The sequence below is a fragment of the Streptomyces sp. NPDC025618 genome (assembly GCF_055558795.1).
The window spans coordinates 334,222-348,418 of the sequence record NZ_JBVHLW010000002.1 but is presented as its reverse complement, the minus strand read 5'-3'; the positions used below and the strand labels follow the sequence as shown (position 1 = coordinate 348,418).

9 protein-coding genes are annotated in these 14,197 nt (G+C 72.4%); 7 read left to right on the top strand and 2 right to left on the bottom strand.

Translation table 11 applies throughout. The features are described 5' to 3' along the window. The first annotated feature begins 343 nt into the window (after nucleotides 1–343). The 6 genes from ACZ4A5_RS03755 (at nucleotide 344) to pepN (ending at nucleotide 8,070) form a co-directional block, all read left to right on the top strand. Nucleotides 344–529: a hypothetical protein gene (locus ACZ4A5_RS03755; RefSeq protein WP_398868505.1), complete on the top strand. Its 186-nt coding sequence runs from the start codon at nucleotides 344–346 to the stop codon at nucleotides 527–529. A gap of 10 nt (nucleotides 530–539) precedes the next feature. After that, a complete protein-coding gene (malQ, locus tag ACZ4A5_RS03750) occupies nucleotides 540–2,663 on the top strand; it encodes a 4-alpha-glucanotransferase (RefSeq protein WP_467578057.1) in 2,124 nt (707 codons plus the stop codon). Nucleotides 2,664–2,711: 48 nt separating this feature from the next. Next, the gene (locus tag ACZ4A5_RS03745; protein ID WP_361527963.1) at nucleotides 2,712–2,981 is read left to right on the top strand and encodes a hypothetical protein; all 270 of its coding nucleotides are present in this window, start codon (nucleotides 2,712–2,714) and stop codon (nucleotides 2,979–2,981) included. A 214-nt stretch (nucleotides 2,982–3,195) separates the two neighbouring features. Then, the gene (locus ACZ4A5_RS03740; RefSeq protein WP_467578054.1) at nucleotides 3,196–4,170 is read left to right on the top strand and encodes an acyl-ACP desaturase; all 975 of its coding nucleotides are present in this window, start codon (nucleotides 3,196–3,198) and stop codon (nucleotides 4,168–4,170) included. Nucleotides 4,171–4,303: 133 nt separating this feature from the next. Further along, nucleotides 4,304–5,347 carry an aspartate-semialdehyde dehydrogenase gene (locus ACZ4A5_RS03735; protein ID WP_467578052.1) on the top strand — a complete coding sequence of 348 codons (1,044 nt, stop codon included), beginning with the start codon at nucleotides 4,304–4,306 and terminating at the stop codon, nucleotides 5,345–5,347. A 152-nt stretch (nucleotides 5,348–5,499) separates the two neighbouring features. Further along, nucleotides 5,500–8,070 (top strand): aminopeptidase N, encoded by a 2,571-nt coding sequence (gene pepN, locus ACZ4A5_RS03730; protein WP_467578050.1) that lies wholly within the window; start codon nucleotides 5,500–5,502, stop codon nucleotides 8,068–8,070. Between the two features lie 64 nt (nucleotides 8,071–8,134). On the opposite strand, the gene ACZ4A5_RS03725 is transcribed toward pepN, so the two are convergent. After that, nucleotides 8,135–10,837, bottom strand: a complete 2,703-nt coding sequence (locus ACZ4A5_RS03725) for a S8 family serine peptidase (protein ID WP_467578048.1) — start codon at nucleotides 10,835–10,837, stop codon at nucleotides 8,135–8,137. Nucleotides 10,838–11,335: 498 nt separating this feature from the next. Between ACZ4A5_RS03725 and ACZ4A5_RS03720 the strand changes: the two genes are divergently transcribed. After that, nucleotides 11,336–13,069 carry a TIGR03767 family metallophosphoesterase gene (locus ACZ4A5_RS03720; RefSeq protein ID WP_467578046.1) on the top strand — a complete coding sequence of 578 codons (1,734 nt, stop codon included), beginning with the start codon at nucleotides 11,336–11,338 and terminating at the stop codon, nucleotides 13,067–13,069. A gap of 22 nt (nucleotides 13,070–13,091) precedes the next feature. Here the strand turns inward: ACZ4A5_RS03720 and ACZ4A5_RS03715 are convergent, their stop codons facing one another. Then, nucleotides 13,092–14,147, bottom strand: a complete 1,056-nt coding sequence (locus tag ACZ4A5_RS03715; RefSeq protein ID WP_467578044.1) for a hypothetical protein — start codon at nucleotides 14,145–14,147, stop codon at nucleotides 13,092–13,094. Nucleotides 14,148–14,197: the final 50 nt, after the last annotated feature.

The window sequence follows — 14,197 nt, the reverse complement described above, 5'->3', positions numbered from 1 at the left end:
TGCGGCTCCGTAGCGCCTGCGGCGGGCGCCCTCAATCGCCGGCCGGGCTGATTGCGCGGACCGTAGCCCGCAAACCTGCGGCCCGCAGGCCAAGAACCCACGGCCCGTGAAATTCAGCCCGTTGGGGGCACCTCCGGGGGAGGTAGCTGGGGGAGTTCGAGGACAGCGCGCGAAGCGTGCTTCGGGGGTCGGGGGGCTTGCCCCCAGTTTCGGGAAGGGGCGGGTAGGGGAAAAGGCCCGCCGCGGGCGCCCACCGACCCGCCGCCGAAAGAACTGGGTCTGCGCCCGCCATCCGTGGGTAGGCCATGACGTGACCCACCCCCGTCACCCACAGGAGGCCCCCGTGGCCGCGTCCGCTCTTCTGCTGCTCTCCGGGCTCACCAGCTGCACCGAGCCGCCGCTGACCAGCGAGCCGCCCCTCGCCGACACCACGCCTCTCACCAGCGAGCCCCCGCTCACCCCCGAGCCGCCGCTGACCAGTGAACCCACCGCCCGTAATCCCTGCGGCACGGACAGCCCGGAGATCTGAGGCGGTGGGGATGGGCAGAGCGCGGCTCGCCGCCCTGCACGGCGTCGCCACCTCCTACGCTCCCGCCCCGGGCAGGAGCGTCGCGGTGTCCGAGGACACCGTCGTCGCGGTCCTCGCCGCCCTCGGCGTCGACGCGTCCACCCCCCGGTCCGTCCAGGAGGCCCTGGAGGCCCGGGAGCAGGCGGACGCCCTGCGGCTGCTGCCCGCCACGGTGGTGCTGCGCCCCTCGCGGCCGGAACTGCCCGCGCTGCCGGAAGGCACGCTGCTGCGGGTCGAGACCGAGGACGGGCGGAGTGTGGCGTGGCAGGGGCCCACATGGGATCCGGCAGGCGCGCGGAATACCGTGCGCGCCGGTCGCGTGCCGGACGCCTCCGATTTCTCCGGCGGCCTGCCCTACGGCAGGCACCTCCTGCGGGCCCAGGCCCCCGACGGCCGGAGCGCCGGCGCGTCCCTGATCGTCTCTCCCGAGCGGCTGCCCGAGCCGCCGGAGCGCTCCCACGGCTTCCTCGTCCAGCTGTACTCCCTGCTGTCGGCCCGCTCCTGGGGCATGGGCGACCTCGGTGATCTGGCGGAGTTCGCGGCCTGGTCCGGGCGCACCTACGGCTCGGACTTCGTGCAGGTCAACCCGCTGCACGCGGCCGTGCCCGGCACCCACGGCGCCCCCACCGACCCCTCGCCCTACCGCCCTTCCTCCCGCCGCTTCCCCGACCCCGTGCACCTGCGCGTCGAGGACGTCGCGGAGTACGCCCACCTGGCCGGTCCCGCGCGCGAGCGGGCCGAGGCGCTCCTGACCCGGGCGGCCGCGCTGCGGGAGGGCGTGCTGCGCGGCGGCGAGCTCATCGACCGGGACGCCGTCTGGGCGCTCAAGCGGCGCGCGCTGGAGCTCGTGCGCGCCGTGCCGCTCGGCCCCGGGCGCCGGGCCGCCCACGACGCCTTCCTCGCCGGGCAGGGGCCGGCGCTGGAGGACCACGCCACCTGGTGCGCGCTCGCCGAGGTCCACGGCACCGACTGGCGGGGCTGGCCCGGCGGCCTGAGCGATCCGCGCTCCGCCGCCACGGCCCGCGCCCGCGAGGAGCTCCACGACCGCGTCGGCTTCCACCGCTGGCTGGCCTGGCTGACCGACGAGCAGCTGGCCGCGGCGCAGCGGGCGGCGCGCGAGGCGGGCATGCGCGTGGGGCTCGTCCACGACCTGGCCGTCGGAGTCCATCCCTCGGGCGCCGACGCCTGGGCGCAGCAGGACGCCTTCGCCGCGGGCATGTCCATCGGCGCGCCCCCCGACGCCTTCAACGCCCGTGGCCAGGACTGGGGTCTGCCGCCCTGGCGGCCCGACGCCCTGGAGGCTGGCGGCTACGGCCCGTACCGCGATCTGCTGCGCGGCCTGCTGCGGCACGCGGGCGCGCTGCGGATCGATCATGTGATGGGCCTGTTCCGCCTGTGGTGGGTCCCGGAGGGCCGGGAACCGACGCTGGGCACGTACGTCCGCTACGACCCGGAGGCCATGCTCGGGGTCCTCGCCCTGGAGGCGCACCGCGCGAACGCCACCGTCATAGGGGAGGACCTCGGCACGGTCGAGCCGGGCGTGCGGGACGCGCTCGCCGAGCGGGGCGTGCTGGGCACCTCGGTGCTGTGGTTCGAGCGGGACTGGGCGCGCGAGCCCGCCGAGCCCCTGGAGCCCGCCCGGTGGCGCACGTCCTGCCTGGCCACCGCCACCACCCACGACCTGCCGAGCACCGCTTCCCGCCTGTCCGGCGACCACGTCGGGCTGCGCCACCGGCTGGGCCTGCTCGGCCGCCCGCTCGCCGAAGAGCAGCGGGAGGACGCGCGCGAGGTCGCCGAGTGGCTGGCGCTCTTCCGGCGGCTGGGCCTGCTGCCGGAGGGGGCCGAGGAGGAGGCCGCCGTCCGGGCCGTGCACCGCTATCTGCTGCTCACCCCGGCGCGCATGATCGGCGTCTGGCTGCCGGACACGGTCGGGGACCGGCGGCCGCAGAACCTGCCGGGCACGTGGGACCAGTACCCCAACTGGCGGCTGCCCGTCGCCGACGCGGAGGGCAGGCCCCTCTCCCTGGAGGAGCTGGTGGCCTCGCCCCGGCTGCGCGCGCTGATGGAGGAGGTCAGGGCGGTGAGGTCCCCGTAGGGCCACCCCGGACGCGCGGGGCGAGCAGGTGTCCTATACGTTGAGCGCGTGAGCAATAAGGTCAACAAGAACGCCGTGCGTGCCGGTGCCATCGCCACCGGCACGATGCTGATGCTGCTGATGTCGTCCCCCGCGTTCGCGCTCACCCGCGACGACGGTGACGACCCGGGTCCGGGTCTGAGCGTGCTCGACACGCTCGGCCTCTATGTCGCCGCGCCGATCGTCCTCTTCCTGGTGATCGCCGGCATCGTGATGGTCGCCTCGCGCCACGGTGACAACCCGCACACCCGCGACACCCACCACGCGCGCACGCGCTGACCCTTCCTCTCTTCCGCCGCCCGGCGTCCACGGTCCTTCAAGGGCCGAGGACGCCGGGCGGTTCTGTTGTGCGCCCGCGCCGTCCTTGTCCGCGCCCGCCGAGAAAGTGAGAGATCAAATTCCGGTCACCCTTGCCGTTTACCGCGGTCTTAACCTACGGTGTCGTAACCTACGGATCCGTAAGTAAGATCATCCCCCCTGCCTGGAGCTGTCTGTGACCATCGCCCCCCTCCGCCACCATGCCCGGGCCGTGTGGAGCGACAGCCGACTGCTGTTCGCGCTCGAAGAGGTCGTGGAAGCCGAGCTCAACCGGCATCTGACGGTCGCCAAGGAGTGGATGCCGCACGAGTACGTGCCGTGGAGCGACGGGCGGAACTTCGACGGGGTGATGGGCGGCGAGGCATGGGCGCCCGAGCAGTCCAAGGTCACCGACATCGGGCGCACCGCCCTGATCGTCAACCTGCTGACCGAGGACAACCTCCCCAGCTACCACCACGAGATCGCCTCGCTCTTCGGCCGCGACGGCGCCTGGGGCACCTGGGTGCACCGCTGGACCGCGGAGGAGGGCCGGCACGGCATCGTCATGCGCGACTACCTGCTGACCTCGCGGGCCGTCGACCCGGTCGCGCTGGAGCGGTTCCGGATGCAGCACATGTCGGAGGGCTTCGAGTCCGACAACCGGCACAGCATGCTGCACTCCGTCGCGTACGTCGCCTTCCAGGAGCTGGCCACCCGCATCTCGCACCGCAACACCGGCCACCACTCCGGCGACCCCGTCTGCGACCGCATGCTCGCCCGCATCGCCACGGACGAGAACCTGCACATGGTCTTCTACCGCAACCTCCTCGGCAAGGCGTTCGAGCTGGCCCCCGACCAGACCATGGCCGCCGTCCGCGACGTCGTCGTGGGCTTCCGGATGCCGGGCCACGGCATCCCCGGCTTCGAGCGGGCCGCCGCGCAGATGGCCATCGGCGGGATCTACAACCTCCGCATCCACCACGACGACGTGCTCCAGCCGGTGCTGCGCTTCCTGAAGGTCCTGGAGATCACCGGCCTCGGCCCGGACGGCCTGCGCGCCCAGGAGGAGCTCGGCCTCTACATGGGCGGCCTGAACGCGGAGGCCACGAAGTTCGACGAGCGCCGCGAGGCGCTGCTCGCCCGCCGCAAGGCCCGCGCGGAAAAGGCCTGAGCCGGCGCGGAGGCGCTCGGCCGGCTGCCCGTCCCTCGGCTGTCCGCCCCTTGAACAGCGGATTGGACTTTTGGGCCACCCAGCACCACATGATGGAGCCGCACATACAGGAGTACAGGAGTAGGGAGTACCCGTGAGGATCGGAATCGTCGGAGCCACCGGCCAGGTCGGCGGAGTCATGCGCAAGATCCTCGCCGAGCGGGTCACGGCCGGCCCCATCGGCGAGGTCACCGAGCTGCGCCTGTTCGCCTCCGCGCGGTCCGCCGGATCCACGCTCCCGTGGCAGGGCTCCGAGATCACCGTCGAGGACGCCGCCACCGCGGACTACTCCGGCCTCGACATCGTGCTCTTCTCCGCCGGCGGCGCCACCTCGCGCGCGCTCGCGGAGAAGGTCGCGGCCCAGGGCCCGGTCGTGATCGACAACTCCTCCGCCTGGCGCATGGACCCCGAGGTCCCGCTCGTCGTCTCCGAGGTCAACCCGGAGGCGATCGCGAACCGCCCCAAGGGCATCATCGCCAACCCGAACTGCACCACCATGGCCGCCATGCCCGTGCTGCGCCCGCTGCACGACGAGGCCGGCCTGACCGCGCTGATCGCCACCACCTACCAGGCCGTCTCCGGCTCGGGCCTCGCCGGTGTGGCGGAGCTGGACGGCCAGGTGCGCGCCGTCGGTGACCGGGCGCCCGAGCTGACGCACGACGGCGAGGCCGTCACCTTCCCCGAGCCCGCGGTCTACAAGCGCCCCATCGCCTTCAACGTGCTGCCCCTGGCCGGCAGCATCGTCGACGACGGCCGCTTCGAGACGGACGAGGAGCAGAAGCTCCGCAACGAGTCCCGCAAGATCCTCGGCATCCCGGAGCTCAAGGTCTCCGGCACCTGCGTGCGCGTCCCGGTCTTCTCCGGCCACTCCCTGCAGGTCAACGCCCGCTTCGCGCGCCCGCTGACCGTCGAGCGCGCCTACGAGCTGCTCAAGGGCGCCCCCGGCGTCGAGCTGTCCGAGATCCCCACGCCGCTCCAGGCCGCGGGCAAGGACGCCTCCTACGTGGGCCGCGTCCGTGAGGACGAGACCGCCGAGAACGGCCTCGCGCTCTTCCTCTCCAACGACAACCTCCGCAAGGGCGCGGCGCTCAACGCCGTCCAGATCGCGGAGCTGGTCGCCGCGGAGCTGCGCGGCTGAGCCGCGCCGTGGCATGAAGGGCCGCACGTGAGACGAAGGGCCGGACGCGACCGCGTCCGGCCCTTCGCGCTGTCCGCACCCCGGCCCCGGCCCCGCCCGGGGGCGGCATGGAAGGATGGCGCGAACGTCGCAATGCAGAAGGAGATGCCCAGGTGCCTGGAACGAATCTGACCCGCGAAGAGGCGCAGCGGCGCGCGCGGCTGCTCACCGTCGACTCGTACGAGATCGAGCTCGACCTCTCCGGTGCGCAGGAGGGCGGCACGTACCGCTCCGAGACCCTGGTGCGGTTCGACGCGGCCGAGGCGGGCGCGGAGTCGTTCATCGACCTGGTGGCGCCGGCCGTGCGCGAGGTCGTGCTGAACGGCACCGCGCTGGACGCGGCCGAGGTGTTCGCGGACAGCCGCATCGCGCTGCCCGGCCTGCTCGCCGGGCGCAACGAGCTGAAGGTCGTGGCGGACTGCGCCTACACCAACACCGGTGAGGGTCTGCACCGGTTCGTCGACCCGGTCGACGAGCAGGCTTATCTCTACACGCAGTTCGAGGTGCCGGACGCGCGCCGCGTCTTCGCCTCCTTCGAACAGCCCGACCTGAAGGCGACGTTCCGGTTCACCGTGAAGGCCCCCCAGGGCTGGACCGTGATCTCCAACTCGCCGACGCCCGAGCGCCCGGCCGACAACGTCTGGCGCTTCGAGCCGACCCCGCGGATCTCCACGTACATCACCGCGCTGATCGCCGGCCCGTACCACAGCGTGCACAGCTCCTACGAGAAGGACGGCCACAGCATCCCGCTGGGCATCTACTGCCGTCCGTCGCTGGCGGAGTTCCTCGACGCGGACGCCGTCTTCGCGGTCACGCGCCAGGGCTTCGAGTGGTTCGAGGAGAAGTTCGCCTACGACTACCCCTTCGCGAAGTACGACCAGCTGTTCGTGCCGGAGTTCAACGCGGGCGCGATGGAGAACGCGGGCGCGGTCACCATCCGCGACCAGTACGTCTTCCGCTCCAAGGTGACGGACGCGGCGTACGAGGCGCGGGCCGAGACGATCCTCCACGAGCTGGCCCACATGTGGTTCGGCGACCTGGTCACCATGGAGTGGTGGAACGACCTGTGGCTGAACGAGTCGTTCGCCACCTACACCTCCATCGCCTGCCAGGCGTACGCGCCGGGCTCGAAGTGGCCGCAGGCGTGGACGACCTTCGCCAACTCCATGAAGACGTGGGCCTACCGGCAGGACCAGCTGCCCTCCACCCACCCGATCATGGCCGAGATCCGCGACCTGGACGACGTGCTCGTCAACTTCGACGGCATCACCTACGCCAAGGGCGCTTCCGTGCTCAAGCAGCTCGTGGCGTACGTCGGCCAGGACGAGTTCTTCAAGGGCGTGCAGGCGTACTTCAAGGCGCACGCCTTCGGCAACACCCGCCTGTCGGACCTGCTGGGCGCGCTGGAGGAGACCTCCGGCCGCGACCTGAAGACCTGGTCGAAGGCGTGGCTGGAGACGGCCGGCATCAACATCCTGCGGCCCGAGATCGAGGTCGCCGAGGACGGCACCATCACCTCCTTCGCCGTCCGCCAGGAGGCCCCCGCCCTGCCCGCCGGCGCCAAGGGCGAGCCGACCCTCCGCCCGCACCGCATCGCGATCGGCCTGTACGAGCTCCAGGGCGGCAAGCTCGTGCGCACCGACCGCATCGAGCTGGACGTCGACGGCGAGCTGACGCCCGTCGAGGCCCTCGTCGGCACCAAGCGCCCGGCCGTCGTGCTCCTCAACGACGACGACCTGTCGTACGCGAAGGTGCGCCTGGACGAGGAGTCCCTGCGGGTCGTCACCGCCCACCTGGGCGACTTCGCCGAGTCCCTGCCCCGGGCGCTGTGCTGGGCCTCCGCCTGGGACATGACGCGCGACGGCGAGCTCGCCACCCGCGACTACCTCTCGCTGGTGCTCTCGGGCATCACCAAGGAGTCGGACATCGGCGTCGTCCAGTCGCTCCAGCGGCAGACGAAGCTGGCCCTGGACCTCTACGCGGCCCCCGACTGGCGCGAGAAGGGCCTGGCCACCTGGACCGAGGCGGCGCTGGAGCAGCTGCGCGCGGCCGAGCCGGGCAGCGACCACCAGCTGTCGTGGGCGCGCACCTTCGCGGCCACCGCCCGCACGCCCGAGCAGCTCGCCCTCCTCCAGGCGCTGCTGGACGGCACGGAGACGATCGAGGGCCTCGCCGTCGACACCGACCTGCGCTGGACGCTGCTGGAGCGGCTCGCCGCGACCGGCCGCGCCGACGAGCGGGCGATCGCCGCGGAGCTGGAGCGCGACAAGACGTCGGCGGGCGAGCGGCACGCCGCCGCGGCCCGTGCCGCCCGGCCGACGGCCGAGGCCAAGGCGGAGACGTGGGCGCAGGTCGTCGAGTCCGACAAGCTGCCCAACGCGGTGCAGGAAGCGGTCATCGGCGGCTTCGTCCAGACCGACCAGCGCGAGCTGCTCGCCCCCTACAGCGAGAAGTACTTCGCGGTGGTCAAGAGCATCTGGGAGAGCCGCAGCCACGAGATCGCCCAGCAGATCGTGGTCGGCCTCTACCCCGCCCTGCTGGTCTCGCGGGACACGCTGGACGCCACCGACGCGTGGCTGGCCTCCGCCGAGCCCAACGCGGCCCTGCGGCGCCTGGTCACCGAGTCGCGCGCCGGTGTGGAGCGCGCCCTGAAGGCACAGGCCGCGGACGCGGCCGCTGCCTGAGCGCGACAGTGAGCGCCGGGCGGGCCTTTCCAGGCCCGCCCGGCGCTCGCCGGTTTCACACAGGTCAGCTCGCGCCGAGGCCCTGGGCGGTGACCGTCAGGGTGTACGGGTTCGCCGGCAGCGGTGACGTGCGGCGGGACTCCACCTCGAACTCCCAGACACCGGGGACCGGGTTCGCGTAGCTCCGGCCCTCGGGGCGGCAGGTGTTCGCCGGGTTCGGGTAGTTCGGGTAGCAGTTGACCGTGGAGGTCGGGTCGGCCGGTACGCCGTAGGGGTCGATCGCGATGAAGCGGGTCTGGCTGCCCGCCGCGAGCCCGCCGAGGGCGGCGTCCAGCGACTTCGCGCCCTTCGGCACGGTCACGAAGTACGAGGTCGTGGCGTTGCGCGCGGCCTTGCCCGACTTCGTGAGCGTGTGGGAGGGGGCGGCGAGCGGCTCGGCGGCGATCACGGTGGTCATGATCTGCTGGTCGATGCCCTCGGTGCGGTCGTCGTCCACGGTGAGGATCGCGCTGTGCAGCCCGGCGGTCCTGGCCTTGGCCCTGACCTTGACGGTCACCGGCTCGTTCAGCGGCAGCTTCACCTCGTCCGGGCTCGCGAGCCTGAAGGTGCCGTCGTTGTTGCGCCACTTCAGCTCGTGCCACACGGCCTTGGCGGGACCCGAGGTGCGGGTGACGGTCACGTCGTACGTCCGCGTCTCACCCGGCTTCAGGCCGCCCTCGCGGTCGTAGATCCCCGTGCCGAAGCCGGGGGTCCTGAGCTTGCCGGAGAGCGCGGTGGAGACGGGCGCCCGCACCGTGTAGGTGTGCGCGGTCGCGTGGTCGCGCAGCGCCTCCCAGGCGTCCTCGATGTCGATCAGGCCCGCGCCCTGCTCGTACGCCTGTACGCCCTTGATCTGCTTGGCGGTGCTGGTCAGCGCGGTGCGGAGGTCGGCGGGGGTGAGCTTCATCCGCCTCTGCTTGGCGGCCGAGATCAGCAGCGCCGAGGCGCCGGCGGCCTGCGGGGAGGCCATCGAGGTGCCCTGGAGCATGCCGTAGCCGGGCGGCAGGTCGTAGCCCGCCTCCTTGACGGGGGCGCCGGGCTCCCAGGTGGGCGTGGTGTTGACGGACGCGCCGGGTGCGGTGAGCGTGGGCGTGAAGCCGCCGTCCTCGCGCGGGCCGCGGGAGGAGAACGGCATCATCGCGTACTTCGTGGTGACCTCGGAGCCGTAGTTCGCGGCCCAGGTCTCCTTCGACACGGACGCGCCGACGCTGATGACCTTGTCGGCCAGGCCGGGGTCGCCGATGGTGTTGGCGCCGGGGCCGCTGTTGCCCGCGGATATCACCAGCTGCACGCCGTAGGTGTCGATGAGTCGGGTGTAGAGCTCGGCGCGGGCGTTGTTGCCGTCGTTGAGCGCGGGGAGGCCGCCGATCGACATGTTGACGATGTCGACACCGCGGTTCACGACGAGGTCGATCATGCCCTCGGTGAGTGCCACGTTGGTGCAGCCGCCGCTCCAGGTGCAGGCGCGCGAGGAGACCAGCCGGGCGCCGGGCGCCGCGCCGTTCATCCGCCCGCCGAACAGCCCGTTCGCCGCCGTGATGCCCGCGACGTGCGTGCCGTGCTCGGACTCGATGACGCCGATGTTGACGAAGTCGGCCTTCTTGCCGATCCAGTCGCCGCCCTTGGGGTCCATCGGCACGTCCTTGCGGATCTGCACGACGAAGGGGATGCGCTCGGCGACCGGGGTGGCGGGGTCGTCCTTGCCGAAGTATCCGACCTGGAAGCCGTCCTTGTAGGGCTTCATCTCCGTCTCGTCCGAGAAGTCGCCGTTGTCGTTCAGATCGACGCGGACGGTGCCCCTGGCCTTGTCGTAGAGCACCGCCCAGGAGTCGGTCGTGTCACCGTCCCGGTTGAGGTCACCCTTCATGTCGCCGCCGGTGGTGGCGCTCTCGCGGAAGAGCGCGACCTCGTAGGCGCCGTTGCCGGGCGCGGTGTAGGTGCGGCCGCCGAAGGCGAAGCTGGGGCCGGTGACCTCGGAGGTCATCGGCAGCCAGGTGTCGTCCTTGTCGGCCAGCGGGTCGGTGGCCGTGACCCAGTCGACGATCTTGCGCTCGCCGGTGGTCGTCCGCTGGAGCGCCGGATGCCCGAGGTCGACGCCGGAGTCGAGGATGCCGATGGTCACGCCGCGGCCGTCGGCCTCGGGGTGGTCCTCGACGAAGTCGACGGCGCCCGTCTCGAAGGCCGGCTGGTAGGGGTTCTTCGCCGGGGTGTCCTTGCCCGGACCGGGGTAGGAGCCCGCCTTCCCCCGGGCGCCCTGGACGGCGTCGGCGCGCGGCGAGGGGTCGGGGAGCCTGATCTCCTGCTTGAGGTCGATGCCGTGCACGGAGCCCAGCCGCTGCGCCTCGGCGATCGCGGCGTCGGCCTTCGGCGTCGGCACGGTGGCCCGGACGTAGCCGAGCTTGTCGTAGGTCTGCCCGACCGAGGCGCCCTTGATGGCGCCGAGCTTCCCGGCGACCTGAGCGGTCTGCCCGGGAGCGGTCGCGATCATCATCGTGACGGTCGCGTCGCCGTCGGCCTTGGCGCCGGCGAGCAGGGCGGCATTGTGCGAACCGAGCTTGGAGGGGGACGAGTTCGGCCCCGGCGCGGGGGAGGGGTCCGCGGCGAGCGCGGGGGCGGCGCCCGCCGCGGTGAGCGCGGCCACCAAGGCGGCCGCGGTGGCTATTCGGGTCAGGCGGTACGGCGTGCGTCTCGCGCCGCCGAGGGGCGCGGAGAGGTCTGCGGGGGTCATGAACATCCCTGGCTGGGTTGACGGCAGGAGCGGGCTGTACAGCGGGCGTCCGGAAATCGGAGCCGAGTGACCGATCACTTTTATGCAAGTGACAGGGGTTTGGGGAGAGTTGTCAGTGAGGGAAAGAAAGAGTGGCGTAAACCCGCCATGCGCCACGGGGGAGGAAGTGTGCCGAAGGCCGTGAACCGGTCAGGGGTCTCGCGCGGTCCGGCGGGTGCGGGCCAAACGGGCGACATCGTGCGGCCCAATGCCGCCCGGGAGTTCCCCACGCGGGTGAACGCTGAGTGAGCGTCAGCTCGCCAGGGGACGAGTGGTGTATGTCGATTCGCAATCGCCATGATCGATGTGAGGTGATCGGCGGCGGCCGTTGCGGCCGCGTTCACGCCCACGCCACCCCCACTGCCAACCATCCTCAGTGAAGGAGCCAGGACCGCACGGACCGCATCGCAGGACCGCCGTCAAGCCCAGCATTCGCGATCGCACTCGGGGAGACCGCATATGTACCGCAGATCTGACGGGCCCGCAGCCGCCGGCCTCGACCGCCGTACGTTCCTCGCCGCGGCCGGTGCCGTGACCACCGCCACCGGCATCGGCATGGCCCTGGGATCGGACGACCGCGCGGCGGCGACCGGGCCGAACGACGCCGCGGCCGCCTCGGCCAGACAGGCGGGGGCCGCCGCCGCGGGCGCCCCCACGGGTGCGGGCACCACCCTCGTCTCCGTCGCGGCGCCCCGCGGCAGCGGCGGCTACCGGCGGCTCGGCGACGGCCCCGGCTGGCCCCGGGTCACGCGCTCCGAGCTGGCCACGGGGAAGAGCGGCCGCGAGGACCGGCGCTCGACGCTGGCCTGCTTCGTCCAGTTCACCGACCTCCACCTGACGGACGTCCAGCACCCGCTGCGCTACGAGTTCTTCCGCGCCGGGGAGCCCGGCGCCTGGCGCCCGCACGAGGCGCTCACGCTGCCCGGGGTGGTCTCCCTCGTCGAGCGCGTGAACAAGGTCCGCCGCGGCCCGGCCACCGGCACGCCGCTGAGCTTCGTCATCACCACCGGCGACAACGGCGACGAGAACGCGAAGATCGAGGTGGAGTGGTTCCTCACCGCCCTCAGCGGCGGCCGGATGAACCCCAACACCGGCGACCCGCGGCACTACGAAGGCGTGCAGAACAGCGGCCTCAAGCTCTTCTGGCACCCCGAGAGCGCCCTGCGCGACCAGGACAAGCAGCTGGGCTACCCGCGCATCGACGGCTATCTCGCCGCCGCCACCCGCAGTGTCAACAGCCCCGGCCTCAACATCCCGTGGTACTCCACCTTCGGCAACCACGACCTGCTGTCCGGCGGCTGCTACCCCGCCGCGGGCTCCTTCATCCAGGACGCCGCCGTCGGCAACAAGAAGCTCCAGATCATCTCCGCCGCCGACGCGAAGTGGCTCATGGACGGCGAGTCCAAGGGCGCCGACCCCAAGGGCGAGCGCATCCGCGAGCTGCTGCGCGCCCACAAGAAGGAGATGCGCACCGTCACCCCCGACCCGCGCCGGGTCCCGCTCACCGCCCAGCAGTACGTCTCCGCCCACCTCGACCGCGCATACGCCGGCCACGGGCCCGTGGGCCACGGCTACAGCCGCGACAACCTCGAATCCGGCGAGCTCTACTACTCCTTCAAGGTCTCCGACGACGTCGTCGGCATCAGCCTCGACTCGACCGACCCCGGCGGCCACTACCAGGGCTCACTGGGCACCTCCCAACTCCTGTGGCTGGACCGGACGCTGAGGAGGTTCCGCGACAAGTACGCGCTCGTCTTCAGCCACCACCCCAGCTGGAGCATGGACAACCTCACGCCCGACCCCCGCCGCCCCGACGAGGAGCGGCACGACGGCAACGAGCTGATCCAGCTCCTGCAGAGCCACAACAACGTCCTGGCCTGGATCAACGGGCACAGCCACCGCAACCGCATCCGGCCGCGCGGCACCTTCTGGGAGATCGCCACCGCCTCCCACGTCGACTACCCCCAGCTGGCGCGGATCATCGAGGTCACGGACAACCACGACGGCACGGTCTCCCTCTTCACCACGCTCATCGAGTCCGCGGCCCCCTACCGCACCGACTTCCACGACCTCTCCCAGACCGGCCTCGCCTCCCTCTACCGCGAGCTGGCCTTCAACGCCCCCGGCTCGGACACCTCCCTCGGCGGCGCGGCCGGCGACCGCAACACCGAGCTGCTGCTGCCCAGGCGCTGACCCCCTCGGGCCCCGCCGCGGCTCAGCGCGGCAGGACCACGAGATACGCGGCGGGATCGCGGTCGGCCGACGCCATCAGGGCGGTCCGGACCACCGCGGCCTGCTGCTCGGGGGTGTCCCGCAGCTTCTTCGGCGTCAGGTGCACCACCGTGATGCCGAGCCGCTCCAGGTGCTCGCGCTTGCGGTACTGCTCCGACCACAGCGTCTCGTCGTCCTGGCGCGGGGTCCGCGAATCGATCTCCAGCGCGACGCTGTGCTCGGGCCAGAACGCGTCCACCCCGCCCAGGGACGGCCCGCCGGGCAGCCGGAGGTGCACGTTCCACAGCGGCATGGGCAGCCGGTACGCGCGCACCAGGTCATAGAGCCTGCCCTCCGCGACGGCCCGGCTCTCGGCGAGCAGTGTGTCCACGGCGTCCACCACGTGCGGCCGGCCCAGCAGCCGGGCACGCGACAACTCCCGTACGACGGCCTGGGCTTCGCAGTGCCCGCCGCGCACGGCCTCCGTCAGCACCCGGCGCACCGTGGACGCGTCCGTGAGCTCGGCGACGGCGTCGGCCACGGCGCGTGCGACGGGCGCGACGGGGACGCCCGTCAGCCGCTGCGGGTGCGGCAGGGCATGGGCCCGTACGAGCCGGGCGAACCCGGCGCTCCGCAGCCGGCGGGTGCGCGGCACGAGCACGTCGAGGTGGTCGAGGGAGAGCAGCGGGGGGACGGACGTGAAGCGGTGCAGGGCGAGCGCCGCCATTCCGGTGATCATGGCGTCGCCGTACGGGTCCGCCGCGGCCCGGCGGGCGGCGGCGGTCGCCGTGCCGGGGCCGGGCTGGGCGGGCAGGCTCTGGGCGCGCGGCAGGGTGTACATCAGGGCGGCGTGCAGCCGCTCCTCGCTGGTGGCGGGCCCCGTGCGGAGCAGGAACACGCCGGGCAGCAGCTGCTGCCAGGGTCCGCCGGGGCGGCAGCGTTCGGTCACGACGGCCCCCGGCACACCGTGCTCGCGGAGCTGACGCGCCGTCATAACACGGTGGCGCACGTCCGACAGGTGGTGCAGGGGGCGGGGCGAGAGCGGGGTTCCGTGATTCATGCTCTGCCAGTGCCGCTGTTCCCGGCGGCTCTAACCTGGTGTTACAGGCC

Coding starts and splice junctions, on each gene's coding strand:
- malQ (WP_467578057.1), top strand. CDS start 540: ATGGGCAGAGCGCGGCTCGCCGCCCTGCACGGCGTCGCCACCTCCTAC.
- ACZ4A5_RS03715 (WP_467578044.1), bottom strand. CDS start 14,147: ATGAATCACGGAACCCCGCTCTCGCCCCGCCCCCTGCACCACCTGTCG.
- ACZ4A5_RS03720 (WP_467578046.1), top strand. CDS start 11,336: ATGTACCGCAGATCTGACGGGCCCGCAGCCGCCGGCCTCGACCGCCGT.
- ACZ4A5_RS03725 (WP_467578048.1), bottom strand. CDS start 10,837: ATGACCCCCGCAGACCTCTCCGCGCCCCTCGGCGGCGCGAGACGCACG.